At 32.5% G+C, this 17,180-nt stretch carries 13 protein-coding genes; 11 read left to right on the forward strand and 2 right to left on the reverse strand.

Going from position 1 to position 17,180, the window contains the following annotated elements:
• Positions 1-2: 2 nt before the first annotated feature.
• The 3 genes from ACU68W_RS03375 (at position 3) to ACU68W_RS03385 (ending at position 2,403) form a co-directional block, all read left to right on the forward strand.
• A complete protein-coding gene (locus tag ACU68W_RS03375) occupies positions 3-413 on the forward strand; it encodes a DUF5301 domain-containing protein (RefSeq protein ID WP_316522396.1) in 411 nt (136 codons plus the stop codon).
• Positions 414-721: 308 nt separating this feature from the next.
• Positions 722-1,072, forward strand: a complete 351-nt coding sequence (locus ACU68W_RS03380; protein ID WP_094206842.1) for a GntR family transcriptional regulator — start codon at positions 722-724, stop codon at positions 1,070-1,072.
• A complete protein-coding gene (locus ACU68W_RS03385; RefSeq protein ID WP_446756121.1) occupies positions 1,069-2,403 on the forward strand; it encodes a PH domain-containing protein in 1,335 nt (444 codons plus the stop codon). The genes ACU68W_RS03380 and ACU68W_RS03385 overlap by 4 nt, the downstream gene beginning before the upstream one ends.
• Positions 2,404-2,494: 91 nt before the next feature.
• On the opposite strand, the gene ACU68W_RS03390 is transcribed toward ACU68W_RS03385, so the two are convergent.
• Positions 2,495-4,141 carry a cell wall-binding repeat-containing protein gene (locus ACU68W_RS03390; RefSeq protein ID WP_446756122.1) on the reverse strand — a complete coding sequence of 549 codons (1,647 nt, stop codon included), beginning with the start codon at positions 4,139-4,141 and terminating at the stop codon, positions 2,495-2,497.
• A 453-nt stretch (positions 4,142-4,594) separates the two neighbouring features.
• Entirely contained in the window at positions 4,595-6,313 is a 1,719-nt protein-coding gene (locus ACU68W_RS03395; protein WP_278736237.1) for a cell wall-binding repeat-containing protein, read from the reverse strand.
• A 222-nt stretch (positions 6,314-6,535) separates the two neighbouring features.
• Between ACU68W_RS03395 and hprK the strand changes: the two genes are divergently transcribed.
• From hprK to udp, 8 genes are all read left to right on the forward strand, one after another.
• On the forward strand, positions 6,536-7,495 hold the full coding sequence (gene hprK / locus ACU68W_RS03400) for an HPr(Ser) kinase/phosphatase (protein ID WP_094205344.1): 960 nt from the start codon (positions 6,536-6,538) through the stop codon (positions 7,493-7,495).
• A gap of 135 nt (positions 7,496-7,630) precedes the next feature.
• Positions 7,631-11,311: a pyruvate:ferredoxin (flavodoxin) oxidoreductase gene (gene nifJ / locus ACU68W_RS03405; protein WP_094205345.1), complete on the forward strand. Its 3,681-nt coding sequence runs from the start codon at positions 7,631-7,633 to the stop codon at positions 11,309-11,311.
• Positions 11,312-11,604: 293 nt separating this feature from the next.
• Positions 11,605-12,732 carry an acyl-CoA dehydrogenase family protein gene (locus ACU68W_RS03410; RefSeq protein WP_308611438.1) on the forward strand — a complete coding sequence of 376 codons (1,128 nt, stop codon included), beginning with the start codon at positions 11,605-11,607 and terminating at the stop codon, positions 12,730-12,732.
• A 144-nt stretch (positions 12,733-12,876) separates the two neighbouring features.
• Positions 12,877-13,704, forward strand: a complete 828-nt coding sequence (locus ACU68W_RS03415) for a phosphate/phosphite/phosphonate ABC transporter substrate-binding protein (RefSeq protein ID WP_094223240.1) — start codon at positions 12,877-12,879, stop codon at positions 13,702-13,704.
• Entirely contained in the window at positions 13,694-14,869 is a 1,176-nt protein-coding gene (locus ACU68W_RS03420) for a cobalamin-independent methionine synthase II family protein (RefSeq protein WP_308611437.1), read from the forward strand. The genes ACU68W_RS03415 and ACU68W_RS03420 overlap by 11 nt, the downstream gene beginning before the upstream one ends.
• Entirely contained in the window at positions 14,862-15,314 is a 453-nt protein-coding gene (locus tag ACU68W_RS03425) for an OsmC family protein (protein WP_446756123.1), read from the forward strand. Before ACU68W_RS03420 ends, ACU68W_RS03425 begins: the two co-directional genes overlap by 8 nt.
• 389 nt (positions 15,315-15,703) lie before the next feature.
• On the forward strand, positions 15,704-16,219 hold the full coding sequence (locus ACU68W_RS03430) for a tryptophan transporter (protein ID WP_306479194.1): 516 nt from the start codon (positions 15,704-15,706) through the stop codon (positions 16,217-16,219).
• Positions 16,220-16,276: 57 nt separating this feature from the next.
• Positions 16,277-17,050 (forward strand): uridine phosphorylase, encoded by a 774-nt coding sequence (gene udp, locus ACU68W_RS03435; RefSeq protein ID WP_446756124.1) that lies wholly within the window; start codon positions 16,277-16,279, stop codon positions 17,048-17,050.
• Positions 17,051-17,180 lie beyond the last annotated feature (130 nt).

Below are 17,180 nucleotides of genomic sequence, written 5' to 3' on the forward strand. Positions count from 1 at the left end.
TTATGAAAAACAAATTTAAATTAGTATTGTTAGTTATGGTGTTGATGTTGGTTATGGTATCTTGCAAAAAAGCAAATCCAATCACACTTCCAAATATAGATGATTCACAAGTAATCACAGTTACAAAAATCGAAGAAAACAAGGAAGGACCAACAGCATCCATCACTTCGAAAAAAGATATCGTAGACACAATTAAATTGATAAAAGAAAAAGCAAAACCAACTAGAAAAAAATCAAACAACGACACACCTGCGAATACAAAAGATTTTAGAAAAATGGAAATCTACTACGGAAAAGACGAAAAAATGACGTTGTATTTGTATCAAAACAAAAAATACTACATTGAAAAACCATACGAAGGAGTGTGGGAAATCGACAAGGATACGTTTAACAAATTAATCGGTGCAATGTAGTTTTATAGAAGAAATTTATTGTGTAGATAAACCATCATACACGAATATCTAGACTTCAAAAATTGTTGATTTCTAAATCTCAAATTCCTAAAATTGCAAACTCGTTTACACTCAAACAATGCAATTTTTAACGGATTTATCGATTTGAAATCAAATCAATTTTTTCCGTATGATATTCTTAGTATGATTGGTTTACTACTAAATACGAGTAATGATTTAGAGTGCATTTCGATGCGCTCTTTTTTCTTTGAAAAAATATTGCATCTGTGTCTAATTTGTATTATAATAAGTAATACAAGGAGGGCAGAATGATTAACATAAATACGACGAGTGATGTTCCAATTTACACTCAAATTCGAAACGAGATTATTAGAGAAATTGCCAATGGGAACTTACAAAATGGCGACGAACTTCCTTCTGTTAGACAATTTGCAAATGATTTGGGAATTAATCCTATGACGATTAGCAAAGCTTACAATATTTTGAAGGACGAAAAAATAATTGTAATAGATAGAAGAGTTGGTGCGAAGATTTGCGTGGACGAAGGTTATTCACGAAATTCATTTGAAGATGAATTGAAACTACTGTTAATGGAAGCGAAAATTCGTGGCAAATCACAAAAGGATATTAAAAATATAGTGGAGGAAATTATAAAATGATGTTGCAATTTATTTTATTTTTTAGTTTGGTGTTTATTTTGTTTATCATGCGAAGATTTAACATATATACATTGAAAATAAACGATACATTTATGTTGTTTACAAATTTTCCAAGAGGTCATGAAGATGATGAGTTCATCGTCGATTTGCTGGGAAAAACTAAGAAAAAATTGAATATTTTATTTGCAGTGAGTATTGTTTTATCTTTAATTGTGTTACTTGATTATGATTGGATAATGCTTGTGTATTACAATTTAATAGTCGTTTATCTTGTGAGTGCAAATATTATCGAATACAACGCAATGAAAGTAATACGACAATACAAAAAGGACAATAATATATCGACTGAGAGTAGTATTTTGACGTATGATTTGAAGACTTCAAGAGATATTGAAAAAAAGAAAATCAAACTAAAAGCCTGGATAATTCCGCTGGTAGTTCAAATCGTATTGTTGGTAGCTTTTTTCAAAAACAGCGAGATGTTCTTCGTCTACATTTTGTTGCTAGTCGCAATGAGTGTGAGTACAATATTAACGGGATGGTTTTTGGGAAGGAAAAACACCAAAGTTTATTCGACTAATTCTGAAGAAAACTTAAAGTTGAATGAAGAAAGCATCATAAAAGTGCAACAAACAATGTATGCGATATATATTATGTTTATAGTTTTGGGGTTTGTTGTAGCTTATTACTCATCAAAAGACATTTACAAGATATTTCCAATATTTTCGTATATTGTTTTGTACACGTTAGCGATAATATTGGCTCTTTTTAAATATCAAACCATAGCAAAAAACTTAACTGCGATTAATAGCGACTTGTACAATGGGGACTTCTTTGATCCGTGGGGTTATTATAATCCGAAAGATGACAGGCTTATGGTTGAAGATGTAAGCGTAAGAAATGGGAATATGACATTTAATAGGGCAAAATTATCAGGCAAAATACTATATGCATTGACTGCTGTATTATTGATTTCAGTTGAATTTTTGATGATAAATATGAGTTTACCAAAAACGTATACTGTAGATAACACGCCAAGCACTCTTACAATCACTGAATCTATTTATACTACTGTAATCGACAAAAAATCAATCGAAAAAGTTGAGCTAATCGAAGATATCAACAAAACAGATGGCGTTAGATTAAATGGAACATCATTGAAACACTATTCCTATGGGAAATTTAATATCAAAGGAATAGGAAATTGTGATGTGTACATTCATAACGACACTCCAAAGGCTATTTGGATTAAGACTAAGGATAACAAAAACCTTGTGTTTAATTTCCCAACTGTAAAAGAAACTGAAAACTTTTATAAAAACTTACGCTAAGATTTGTATTTGTGGTAAAAAAGTTTACTAAAAAATAGGCAGAATAGGTAATAAAAAAGCAATGATTCTCCGTGAATCATTGCTTTTGAATTTAACCTAATAATCTTCTTGCTGTAACGAATGTTCTTAGGTAATAGCTTGAGTTGATATCTGATAAGATAACTCCTGTTGATGGTGTAGAAGCGTGTATTAATTTGTTGTTACCAACGTAAATTCCAACGTGACTTATTCCGCCACCACCTGTTGCAAAGAACATCAAATCGCCTTTTTTCAAGTTTGATTTGGAAACTTTGTGTCCATAAGAAACTTGTGCTCTTGAACTTGGGCTAATTCCTATACCATAAGCTTGTTTATAAAGGTAAGATGTAAGTCCTGAACAGTCGAATGATCTAGGGCCGTGAGTTCCCCAAACGTAAGGTTTACCTAATTGTTTGTAAGCAAGATTTACGATTTTGTCTAATTTACTAGTTTCTTTTTGAGGTTGTTTTTTAGGCACATTTACTAATGCATCTACTTTTGGTTTTGCTTGTAGTGATTTACCAGCTAACAAATCTTTAATTCCATTTACTACGAAATTATCTATAGTGTTTTTGCCGCCAAATACCATTGTGTACATGATGTTTGATTTGTTTTGTCTGAAGAAAGATTCCACAGAGTTTGATTTTTGTTCTTGTGTTTTGTAATCTTCGTTTCTTGGAACGTCCATCTTCTTAACCAAAACAATTGGGGCGTTGTATTTTTGAGCTACAGGAGATGCAGCAAGTACATCTACAAATTTTTCTCCACTAGCTACGATTGTTCTTTCAGAATTTACACCTACTTGTTTTGCAACTTTTACAGATGTTTGGTATCTGTCAGATCCTGCAATTCTAGTAACTTTTGCAAGTTTTGAAAGTTCGTTTTCAACAGCTTTTGAAACAGAATTTTCTCCACCTACTATAGTGATGTCTCCCAAAAGGCCTTTTTTGCTAAAAGAATTTAAGTATTCTTTGATTGATTTTGGCACTTCATTCTTTTTAACTAAAAGAACAGGAGCGTTCTTTTTCTTAGCTAAAGAAGTTGAAGAAATAGAATCTGCAAAGTTTTCACCAGATGCGATAACTACGTTTTGTTTCTTGTTAGAAACTGGGTGAGATGTAGTAGCTGATTTTGCATTAACTTCGTATCTGTCTTTGCCTTTAACTCTGATGACTTCAATTCCCAAACCATTTAATTCTTTAACTACTTTTGAACTAATAGTTTTTTCGCCACCAGTTATGTAGACTTTTTTGACACCTTTCAAAGCTTCTTTTGTCAAGTTGTCTAGTTTGTTGGAATCAGTGTAAAGAATAGGTGATTTACCATTTGAAATGTTTGTTGCACTGATTGAATCCGAAAATTCGTTTGAATTAACAACTACAGCAGTGTCTGCGTTTTTGAATTCTTTTTCTTTGATTTTCTTAGCTGTTTCAAATCTGTTTTTTGCGTCTATTCTTTCTGTTTTTGCACTTTTTTGTGATTTAACTTCAGCTTCTTTTTTTTCTGTATTATTTTGATTTTTATTAGATATTACTTTATTATTTTCATCTAGCTTTACTTGTATTTTGATTGCTGTTTCAGTTTTACTTGAATTATCTAATATAGCTTTAACGTTTGTTTCTGACTTGTTATTTTCATTATCTGCAAATGAAATATTTGCTCCCAAAGATAATGATACAGCCAAAGTCATAACAAGAAGTGGCTTCTTAAAATTATTCATGTATCCTCCTAATATACTTCAATGAGCTAATTTTAATTGCTCATTATTTTTGTAACCGATTTGTAACTTATTCAAATTACTCTAATAGTTTACAAGAATTTTTCATAACTTTCAAACAAATTTGACATTTATTGGTTTAATTTGCACAATGTGCTAGATTTTATGTAAAATTTGCTCAAAACTATTTACAAATTGAAAAATTTGTGAATTGCTTGAAAATCATACTTCCCATAAAATAGGGAATAGTTTGTAACCAATTTGTAACTTTTAGGGGAAAATATGAAATGCGCCACTCAAAAGCTTAATTATTTAAAAAATGTAACAATTGCTGGTTTTTATGAAAAATCGCTTAAAATTTATTTGGTAACGACTGAAAACAGACATTATTTCACAAAATCATTGTAAAAAATTACATAAAAAAAGCACTGATACATCAGTGCTTAGTAGTTTATATTATAAGATGTAGATTTTGACGTTTCTAACTCCCCAGTTACGAGATTGAGCTCTAGTATCCATAACTACATCAATTTTATTTCCTTTAATAGCTCCACCAGTGTCTTCTGCTGTAGCAAATCCATATCCTTCTACATATACTCTTGTTCTCAAAGGAATAACTCTTGGGTCTACTGCTATAACACCGCGTCTAATTTTAGTTCCGATTGCTGTTACATTCCATCCACCGTTTTCTCTAGGATCAGAAGTGTAAGCTGTGGATCTTACTGTAAATACTCTTTTTGCTTTTGCAAGTTGAGCTTGTAATGAATCTACAGGTTTTTTAACCTTTTTAGATTTTTCAGTTGTACTTTTTCTTAGTTCAGCTTTTTCTTTTTTGTATAATGCATCTGCTTTTGGTGCAGTTTTAAGATTTTTACCTGCTAACAAATCAGCGATTGATGATGATACGAAATCGTGTACGGAATGATTTCCTTCACAAACTATAACTTGGTCTATCGATTTGTTGTTCTTAAAGAATGCTTCCATAGTAGAGCTTTTGTCGTTTGAAGAATAATCTTTTGCTCTTGTTACATCGTTAGGTTTTGTCAATATTAAAGAAGCATTTAACTTTGTAGCAACAGGTGACATTAATAATGCATCGTTATAACCATTACCTTCAGCTACGATTACTCTTTTTGCGTTAGGGTTAACTTGTTTTGCAACTTTTACGTTAGTAGTGTATCTGTCATGACCAGCAATCCTACTTACATTGTTGCTAAAAGTTCTTAAGTAAGATTCTACTTGTTGAGATACTGATAAGTTACCACCAACGATTGTTATACTTCCTATAGCATTGTTTCTCTTTAAAGATAACAAATAACCTTTTATAGATGTAGGAACTTCATTTTTTCTAACGAAAAGTATAGGAGCTTTTTTGTTTTGAGCTAAAATAGCAGATGATATAGCGTCACTATGATTTTCGCCTGAAGTTATAAGTATATTTGTTTTTTGTTTTGTATTTGGATTATGTGTTTTTGCTGCAACTTTAGAATTAACTTCATATCTATCATGTCCAGCAATTCTTTCAACAATTATTCCCAAACTTTTAAGTTGATTTACTACAGAATTGCTAACGGATTTTTCTCCACCTAAAATGTAAACTTTTTTAGGTTTGTTAGCTTTTAGGTTTGCTAATGTTTTACTATCTAATGAAGATTGGTTAGTAAATAATATTGGAGTGTTACCTCTTGATAGTGAAACAGCAGATAGTGAATCTACAAATGTTGAGCTATTTGTCAAAATAACTGTATTTGATTTTGAAAAATATTCATTTCTTATCTTAGTAGCTGTTTCAGACTTACTTGATGAAGTGATTTTCTTCACATCGGCTCTTTTAACTGCTTTTACTTCAGCAGGTTTTTTCAAAAGTTCTTTTGAATCTTCAAAGCCTTCTGTCAAATCTTCTTTTGTAGTTTCTTTTTTATCTTCTTTTTCAGTATTTTCAGTATTAACTTTTTCAGTTTGTTGTGTACCATTGGATTTGATGGAATCCTCTGTATTCACATTTTCTTGATCTTTAATTGTATTTTGCAAATTTGTAGTGTAATTTAAAGCGTCGTGTTTTACTTCTTCTACAAGCTTTGTATTGTCAACATCAGCAAATGAAGAAGTTGCATTTAAAGCAGAAAAGGTAAACATTAATCCCATCACTAACAATGGTTTTTTTAGATTGTTCATTTTTCCTCCTAATTTTACGATTAAAAGTTTTTAATCTGCAAATTTAATATAATATATTGTAACACATTTGTAACTTGTTGTAACTTTTTTGTAATAAATTAGGTTAAAAAAACGTTAAATATTACAAAAACGTAACAATTAAGTTGTGATTTCGTCATTTATTATCGAAGATTGTTTGCTTATATACAGATTAGATAATAAAATATAATAAGGAGGGAACTTATGAAAACAGTAAAATTAAGTGCGGTTGTTAAAAAATTAGATTTGCACGTTGTAAGGACAAGTTCTGATTACGAAACAATTGAGATTACAAATTCTGAAATAAACAGACCAGGGTTGCAATTATCTGGTTTTTTGGAAGAATTTCCATACAAAAGGATACAGTTGTTCGGAAAAGCTGAGCTTGCGTATTATATGGCGATGGATATGGAGCTTAGAAAAGAAAGAATAAGAGCAATGATGGAATATGATATTCCTTGTATAGTGTTTTCTCATTATGCTCAAATTCCTGATGAAGTTAGAAAATTAGCTGAAGAATACGACAAAACTCTATTAATTTCTGACAGAACAACTACCAGACTTATCTCAGCATTGGATGAAGTATTAGAATATTTCCTAAGTGAGGAGGACACAATACATGCTTCTTTATTAGACGTATTTGGTATGGGAGTTTTATTGATGGGAGACAGTTCTGTAGGCAAAAGCGAAACGGCTTTAGATTTGGTTACTAGAGGTCACAGACTTATAGCCGATGATGTTGTCGAAATAAGAAAAATTGAAAAAGGTTTGTTGGCACAAGCTCCTCTTAACATCAGACACTATTTGGAAGTAAGAGGTCTTGGAATTTTAGATATTCAAAGATTATACGGCACAGGTTCTGTAAGATTGACTACCTTTATAGATTTGGTTATCAGACTTGAAAAATGGCAAGACGACAAAGAATACGACAGGATTGGACTAGATGATCACACTACTGAACTTTTGGGGGTTGAACTTCCGTATCTTGAAGTTCCAGTTAAACCCGGAAGAAATATCGCTATGATTGTAGAGGTTGCAGTTAGAAATCAAAGACAAAAACTTTTGGGCTATAATGCCGCACAAGAGTTAAATGATAAGTTAATTGCAAATATGAAAAAAGATACTGAAGAACACAGAAAAAAGTTAAAAAATAACAAAAATTAATTTCGCAATAAAATTTTTTGATGAAGTTTGTTATTCTTGCAATGAGGATTTTATTGAGTTATAATAACTCATAGAGCGGAGTTCGTCCGTTTTAAATTAAACAATTTATTTATTTATATATAGGGGGTTAAATAAATGGCAAAACACATGAAAACCATGGATGGAAATACAGCCGCTGCTCACGTAGCTTATGCATTTTCAGATGTGGCAACTATTTATCCAATTACTCCATCATCACCAATGCCTGAAGCAATTGATGTATGGGCAGCAGATGGACGTAAGAACTTATTCGGTGAAACTGTACAAGTAACTGAATTACAATCAGAAGGTGGAGCAGCTGGTTCAGTACACGGGGCTTTAGTTGCAGGGGCTTTGGCATCTACATTTACAGCATCACAAGGTTTATTGTTGATGGTTCCAAATATGTACAAGATTGCCGGAGAAAACTTACCTGGCGTATTCCACGTATCAGCAAGAGCTTTAGCATCACATGCGCTTAGCATTTTTGGTGACCACCAAGACGTTATGGCAGCAAGACAAACTGGTTTTGCATTGTTATGTTCAGGTTCAGTACAAGAAGTTATGGATTTAGCAGCAGTAGCTCACCTTTCTTCTATTAAAGGTAAAGTTCCATTCTTACATTTCTTCGATGGTTTCAGAACAAGTCACGAAATTCAAAAAATCGAAGTTATGGATTATGAAGACTTAGCTAAGATTGTTGATTGGGAAGCTATTGATGAATTCAGAAGAAATGCTTTAAATCCAGAAAACCCTAAGACTATGGGTACAGCTGAAAATCCAGACGTTTATTTCCAAGGTATGGAAGCATCTAATACATACTATGAAGATATCGTTGGTATTACTGAAAGCTATATCAATGAAATTAACAAGATTACAGGCAGAAACTACGGATTATTCAACTACTATGGTGCTGAAGATGCTGAAAATATTATAGTAGCTATGGGTTCAGTAACTGAAACTATTGAAGAAACTGTTGATTATTTAGTTTCTAAAGGAGAAAAAGTCGGAGTATTAAAAGTTCACTTATACAGACCATTCTCTAAAGAACATTTCTTAAATGCTATTCCAAAAACAGTTAAGAAGATCGCAGTTTTAGATAGAACTAAAGAAAAAGGTTCATTAGGAGAACCTCTATATCTTGACGTTAGAGATTGTTTCTATGACGAAGAAAATAAACCAGTTATCGTTGGTGGTATCTACGGTTTAGGTTCGAAAGATACAACTCCAACACACATTAACACAGTTTACGAAAACTTAAAACAAGATCAACCAAGAACACAATTTACTATCGGTATAGTAGATGATGTTACTCACAGATCATTAGAAGTAAAAGATACTATAAATACTTCACCTGAAGGAACTATCAGATGTAAGTTCTGGGGATTCGGTTCTGACGGTACAGTAGGTGCTAATAAATCAGCTATCAAGATTATAGGTGATGGTACTGACATGTACGCTCAAGGTTACTTCGATTATGACTCTAAAAAATCTGGTGGGGTTACAATGTCTCACTTAAGATTTGGTAACAACCCAATTCACTCAACTTACCTTTTAGATGAATCAGATTTCATTTCCTGTTCAAAACAAGCTTATGTATATCAATACGATTTATTAAGAGGTTTAAGAAAAGGTGGTACATTCTTACTAAACTGTATCTGGAATGAAGAAGAATTAGACACTCACCTTCCAGGTAAATTAAAGAAATATATCGCTGAAAACGACATTAAATTCTACACAATCAACGCTTCTAAGATTGCAGCAGAAGTAGGATTAGGTGGAAGAACTAACATGATTATGCAAGCTGCATTCTTCAAATTATCTAAAGTATTACCTATAGATGAAGCTATTAAGAAATTAAAAGAATCTATAGTTCATAACTACGGTAGAAAAGGTGAAGACATTGTAAATATGAACTACGCTGCAGTAGATCAAGGTATCGATCAACTTGTAGAAATCAATGTTCCAGCTGAATGGAAAAATGCTGAAGAAGACGTTGAAAAAGACGCTAACGTTCCAGAATTCGTAAGAGAAGTTGCAAGTGTAATGAACGCACAACAAGGTAATGATTTACCAGTATCTGCATTCAAAGACAGAGCAAATGGTGAATTCCCAATGGGAACTTCAGCTTATGAAAAGAGATGTATCGCTCTTAACGTTCCAGAATGGCAAATGGATAAATGTATCCAATGTAACCAATGTGCTTATGTATGTCCGCACGCAGTTATCAGACCGTTCTTATTAAACGAAGAAGAAAGAAAGAACGCTCCTGAAACATTCGAAAGCAAAAAAGCAGTTGGTAAAGGATTTGAAGATTTAACATTCAGAATCCAAGTTTCACCAGCAGACTGTACAGGTTGCGGTAACTGTGCTGATGTATGTCCAGCAAAAGAAAAAGCATTAATAATGAAACCTTTCGAAGAACAACATCTTGCACAAAAAGACAACTGGACTTACGCTGTAGAAAAAGTTGGATACAAAGAAGACTTAATGCCAGCAGAAAAAACAGTTAAAGGTTCACAATTCAAACAACCATTATTTGAATTCTCTGGAGCATGTGCTGGTTGTGGAGAAACTCCATACGCTAAATTAATCACTCAATTATACGGAGATAGAATGCTTATAGCTAACGCTACAGGTTGTTCATCAATCTGGGGTGCAAGTGCTCCTTCAACTCCTTACTGCACAAATGCTGAAGGTAAAGGACCAGCTTGGGCTAACTCATTATTCGAAGACAACGCTGAATACGGATATGGTATGCACTTAGCTATCAAGAAAATCAGATTACAATTAAAAGAAAAAATGCAAGAATTCTTAGACTTGAACATTGAAAGTCCATTGAATGCACCATTTAAGAAATTTGTTGAAAATATGGACGATGTAGCTACATCAAAAGCATGTGCAGCAGAAATCTTAGAACATTTAGATGACAATACAAACAACGAAGAAGCTGAAGAATTATTGAAATATATAAGAACAGATAGAGACTACCTAATTAAGAAATCTGTATGGATCTTCGGTGGAGATGGTTGGGCTTACGATATCGGATACGGCGGATTGGACCACGTATTAGCATCAGGTGAAAACATCAACGTAATGGTATTCGATACAGAAGTTTACTCAAACACTGGTGGACAAGCTTCTAAATCAACTCCAACAGCTGCTGTAGCACAATTTGCTGCAAGTGGTAAGAAAGTTAGAAAGAAAGATTTAGGTGTGATGGCATCTTCTTACGGATACGTATACGTAGCACAAATCGCTATGGGTGCTAACCAAAATCAAACATTAAAAGCTATTAGAGAAGCAGAAGAATATGATGGACCATCATTAATCATCGCTTACTCACCATGTATCAACCACGGTATTAAAGCTGGTATGGGTAAGAGCCAACGTCAAGAAAAATTAGCTGTAGAAGCTGGTTACTGGCACTTATACAGATTCGATCCAACTCTTGCAGAAGAAGGAAAGAATCCATTCCAATTAGACTCTAAAGAACCAACTGGATCATTCCAAGACTTCATCAGAGGAGAAGTAAGATACTTGTCATTACAAAAATCATTCCCTGAACAAGCTGAAGAATTATTCCAAGAAGCTGAAAGAGATGCTAAGGAAAGATACAACACTTACAAGAGAATGGCAGAAATGGATTATTCTAACTCAGTAGAAGATACAGAAGCAGCAGAAAAAGAAGAAAACCTTGAAAAAGAAGGTAAAAAAGTTGAATCTGTAGAAAAAGCTAAGGAAGAAGAAGGCGCAAAGAAAGAAGACGTCGTAAATCCAAATTCTACAAATAGATAATATAACGAAAACACTGTGAGAAAATCTCGCAGTGTTTTTTATTGCAAATTTTTAACAATTTGAAAAATCATTTATAGATTTTTTCTATAAATGAATTAAAAAATTATAACGTTGATTTTTCAATGATAAATGAATAAAAAAAATTGTAAAATTTTCTAATTTGTTAAAATTAGAATGAAATTGGTAGGATTTATAGAAAGTTTCAATAAATGAAGAATTTTTAACAATATTTCTGGTTTTATTAGAGAATTAGTGATATTATAGAAATGAAATAAAAACTTTAGGAGGGTTTTATGAATTTTTACGAAGAATCAAAGAAATTTGCATTGGAACACATTGAACCATATGCAAAAAGTTCAGATGAAGAAGGTAGATTTCCTGTAGAATCATTTGAAGAAATGGGAAAAGCTGGCTACTTCAAATTACTTATTCCAGAAGAAATGGGTGGTTTAGGAAAGACTGCTGTTGAACACCAACAAGCTGTTTTAGCATTCGCTGAAAGCAACCCAACTGCTGGTCTTTGCTACATGATGCACAACGTTGCATTAATGACTGTTCTTACTAATGGTAATGAAGAATTAAAGAAAAAAGTTGTTAAAGACATAGTTGAAAACAACAAATTCATGGCTTTAGCATATTCTGAATTCGGAACTGGTACTCACTTCTACATTCCAGAAATCAAAGTTACTAAAGACGGTGGCAAATTCGTATTCAATGGAACTAAATCAATGGTAACAAGCGCAACTCATGCAAGCTACTACTTAATTTTAACTCCATCAACTGAAAAAGAAGGAGACATCAACAACTGGTTAGTTCCATTGGAATCTGAAGGTTTAGAATTCAAGATGAGCCACTGGAAAGGCATTGGTATGAAAGGTAATGTTTCATGCCCAATGACTATGACAGATGTTAAATTAGACGAAGTTAACAGAATCGGCGAAGAAGGTTCAGGTGTTGACCAAGTATTTAACGTTGTAGCTCCATACTTCATTTTAGGTTTAGCAAGTGTTTACACTGGATTGAACTTAAGATTATCAAAAGTTACTAATGATTACGCATTGAAGAGAAAATACCCTTCAGGAGATTCTTTAGCTAACATTGAAACAGTACAAGTTCACTTAGGTAAGATTTATTCAAATGGTATGAGTGCAAAAGCTCTTACAGAATTAGCAGCTAGATCTTTAGTTGATGGTGAAGAAGATGCAGTATGCAAGATTATCGCAGCAAGAGTTTGTGCTATCGAAAATGCAATTGAATCTTCAACACTTGCAATGAGAGTAGGTGGAGGTAAGACTTACAACTGTGCATCTGAAATCCAAAGATTAATGAGAGATGCTTATGCAGGTCAAATCATGGCACCATCATTAGACATTCTAAATGTTTGGTTAGGAAGAGCTATAACAGGACAACCACTATTATAATATTGTAAATTTATCGGAATTTATGAACAGTAAAGTTTTTGCTTACAAACAAATATTCTAGCTGTTTGTAAGTTCCGATTTTTATTTGAAAATTTTATCAAACTTTTATAAAATAATATAGTAGAAATTTTTAGGAGGAATTAAATGAAAAAATTAAAAGTAGGTGCGGTTATTTACGCTCCAAGAGTAACAGTTATATGGGATTTAATTACAAAATTCTACGAAGAAAATGGCGCTGAAATCGAAGCAGTATTCTTCAAAGACTACAAATTACAAGTGGATGCTTTAATGAATGGTGAAATCGATGCAGCTTGGAACTCTCCATTAGCACAATTAGACGCTCACTTGAGATCTGAAGGAAAAGAAAAAATCGGATGTATGAGAGATACAGACAGAGATAGACAAACTTACCTTGTAGTTAAAAAAGGTAAATTCGAAAATATTTCTGATTTAAAAGGAAAAACAATAGGATTTGGAGCTATTGATTCTCCACAAGCAAGACTTATTCCTATTAACTTCTTACACAACAATGGTTTGGAATTTGGTAAAGATTATACTGATAAGAGATTTGATATCGGTGTTGGGTTACATGGAGACCACGTTGGTGGAGAAAAAGACAGCATGATGGCTATGGTAAATGGAGAAGTTGACGCGACATTCTGCTTAGACTTAAACTATGATGCTTGGATTAACGACGGTACAATCGACAAAAACGAAGTTGAAGTATTAGCTAAAACTGATAATTTTGATCACTGTGTATTCACATTTACACCAGAAACTTCTGATGAAGATATCAAAGCATTTGATGATATTATGTTCAAGATGGATTACAACAACGAAAGAGATAAAGAAATTATGGATCTTGAAGGATTGAAACAATGGGTTCCTGGAAGAAGAGATGGTTTCAAACAAATTACAGAAGCTAATGAATATTTAGGAAATTTCATAAAGGAATTCAATAGTGAACAATAAATTATTCAAGACCTCTTTGATAGGATCTATGCCAAGAGGTAATGAAATATTGAAAGCTCGTAGGATGTTAAAGGCTAATATGATTAGCCTTTCTGACTACGAACAATTGGTATATGATAAGACTAAAGAAGTTGTAAAATTACAAGAAGATTTGGATATCGATGTAATCACAAGTGGAGAAATAGAAAGAGATAATTACGTTTCTTTTATTTCTGAAAAACTAGGTGGAGTAACTCAAATGAGTATGGCCGAAATGCTAGATTACGTCGATGATAAAAGAGAGTTCGAAAATATTTTGACGACATTGGATGTTCCTGCTACATCTATTAAGAACGCTATTTGTACTGGCAAATTGGAATATAAAGGAGACATTGTATCAGAAGAATTAAAACTTTTGAAATCATTAACTGATAAGCCTGTTAAGATTACAATGCCTGGCCCTTACTTGGTTACAAGAAGTATGTGGCTTGCAAATGTTAGTTCCAAATACTACGACAGTAAGGAAGATTTGGGAGAAGATGTAATTGATATTTACAGAAAAGAAATCAAAAAACTTCAAGAAATCGGAGTAGATGTAATTCAATTTGATGAACCAGTTCTTACAGAAATTGTGTTCACTGAAGGTAAACCAAGAACATTCATGTGTGCATCTTTGTCTACTAGAAAAGATCCAACTGAAGAGTTAAAGTTTGCCACACATTTGATAAAAAGCGTGATGGATAGTGTCGATAGGGACAAATCTATCTGTTCACTTCACGTGTGTCGTGGAAACTGGAGTAAAAACGAAAGTATTTTATTGACAGGACCTTATACTCCGCTTTTAGATTTATTTGCAGATATCAATGCTGATTTATTGGCGTTAGAATTTTCAACTCCAAGGGCTGGAGAATTGAAAGCGCTACTAGCTGATGAAAGAATCAACAATAAAATGATTTTGGGACTTGGAGTGTTAAATCCAAGATTGGATGACAAGGAAGACACAGAAGGAATTTACAAAAGAGCCAAGGAAGCTCTAACATTTATCGACAAGGATAAATTGTGGCTAAACCCAGACTGTGGGTTTGCAACATTCTCCAATAGACCAGTAAATGAATACGACCACATAAGAGAAAAACTACAATCGATGATTGATGCTAGAAATAAATTGAGGAAAGAATATGAATGATGATATAAATTCATTCCAAAAGAGTTTCAGAGCTATTGTATCCGATGATTTGGTTAAAGTTTACAACGAAAAATCATGTATTCCTGTGGACTCATCTATTTCATTTGATTCAGAAAAAGAAGAATTTACATCAATTGATTTCTTCGTAAGCTCCATCGTTTCAGAGTTGATTTTGACTATGATGAGAGTTGCGAAGAAAAGAAACACTATATTGCAAGATATCGAAGCTAAGGTTAACTTAGATATAGACAATCCAATGTATCTGTTAAATGTTATAGGTTTTGAAGATAAGAGTATTATTAATAAAATCAATATCGACATTTATTTCTTCTCATTTTATGAAGGAGAAGAACTACAAGATTTTTTGGATGAAGTTTTGGATAGAACTTTGATTTACAATTCTATAAAAGATTTGGTAAATGTTAATTTTAAAACTGTTTTATAACTTGTAAATTATTTTATTTGTGATATAATATTAGAAAATATTTAAAAATATTAAATTCAATAGATAAGATAGTAGTATAAATGAAACTTCAAGAGAGGAAATGTTTGGTGTGAATTTCTAAGGGAAGTTTATATGAATGGGGTTATCTGAATTTTGAATGAAAAATAGTAGTTCAAAAAGTGATTCTCACTTTACAGGGATAGGATATGGAAGTATCTGAAAGAGATGTGTGCATTTGCACATAAATTAGGATGGTAACGCGAGTTTTGACACTTGTTCCTTTTGGGGAACAGGTGTTTTTTTATTATAAAGGCAGGTGAGTGTAATGAAATGAACTTATGAAATGATTTTAGAAGAGAAAAATTTTAAGAAAAAGAAAGGAAGATATTATGGATTCAAAAAAATTAACAGTAAGTTCGATATTTTTAAGTGTAGGATTATTGCTTCATTACGTTACACCTGCGTTGGTTATGGGAGTAAAGCCAGATTTTTTATTAGTAATGATGTTTTTAGCAATATTATTTATGGATAATGTAAAAGAAGCTTTTGTGTTGAGTTTGTTTGCAGGGACAATTGCAGCTTTTACAACAAGTTTCCCAATGGGACAGCTTCCAAACATAATTGATAAATTAGTTTCAGGAATTATTGTGTTTTATTTGTTTAAATTAATGGGAAAAAATAGCAGAAAATCTAATCTCATATTTGCGATAGGAACTTTGATAAGTGGATTTGTATTTTTATCTCTTGCAATTCCAATGGGAATGGGTACAGAAAACTTTTCAAATCTACTACCTTCAATGTTTGTTGCAGTGTGTTTACCAACTTCAGTTTTGAATACAATTGTGGGAATTTTCTTCAAAAAAATAATTTATCGCACAAATTACGTCAAAATCAACGCTCAATAATGCTATTTATCTAAAATTAGTATATACTAGTAATATAGATAAAAAAGAGGTGATTTTATGAAATACGCAGAAGAAGGCGTACAATATCATTTAAATATTAAAAATGGAGATGTAGGGAAGTATGTAATCCTTCCAGGAGATCCAAAAAGATGCGAAAAAATTGCAAAGTATTTTGACAATGCAAAATTAGTAGCAGATCATAGAGAATATGTAACATACACTGGAACTATAAATGGAGAAAAAGTTTCCGTAACTAGCACTGGAATCGGAGGTGCATCTGCAGCAATTGCGATTGAAGAACTTGTCAAAGCAGGTGCAGATACTTTTATAAGAGTTGGAACTTGTGGAGGAATTCAAGAAGATGTCAAAAGTTCTGATGTGGTTATAGCAAATTCTGCTATAAGAGCTGAAGGAACGAGTAAAGAATACGCTCCTATAGAATTTCCTGCAGTTGCAAACTTAGATGTGACAAATTCATTGGTAAAAGCTTCAAAAGATTTGGGGCACAATTACCACGTTGGAGTTGTTCAATGCAAAGACAGCTTCTATGGACAACACGAGCCAGAAAAAATGCCTGTGTCATACGATTTATTAAACAAATGGGAAGCTTGGAAAAGGCTTGGTACATTGGCAAGTGAGATGGAATCAGCAGCTCTTTTTGTAGTTGCAAATTACCTTCGAGTAAGATGTGGATCTTGTTTTTTGGTTGTAGCAAACCAAGAACGTGAGAAAAAACACTTAGACAATCCTGTGTGTCATGATACTGATGTAGCTATTAAAGTTGCAATTGAAGCAATAAAAAACTTGATAGAGAAAGATAAACAAGAATAAATGTTAGAAATTTGTTTTTAAATTTTGACAAATTATATGTAGGATGATATAATAAAAACAGTTAATAACGTTTTCATTTTATCCATTAAAATGGGTATCTCCTTATGTTAAAAAAACAAAACTAGGTCAC

It is taken from the genome of Finegoldia sp. P2-F-LR, from assembly GCF_052932265.1.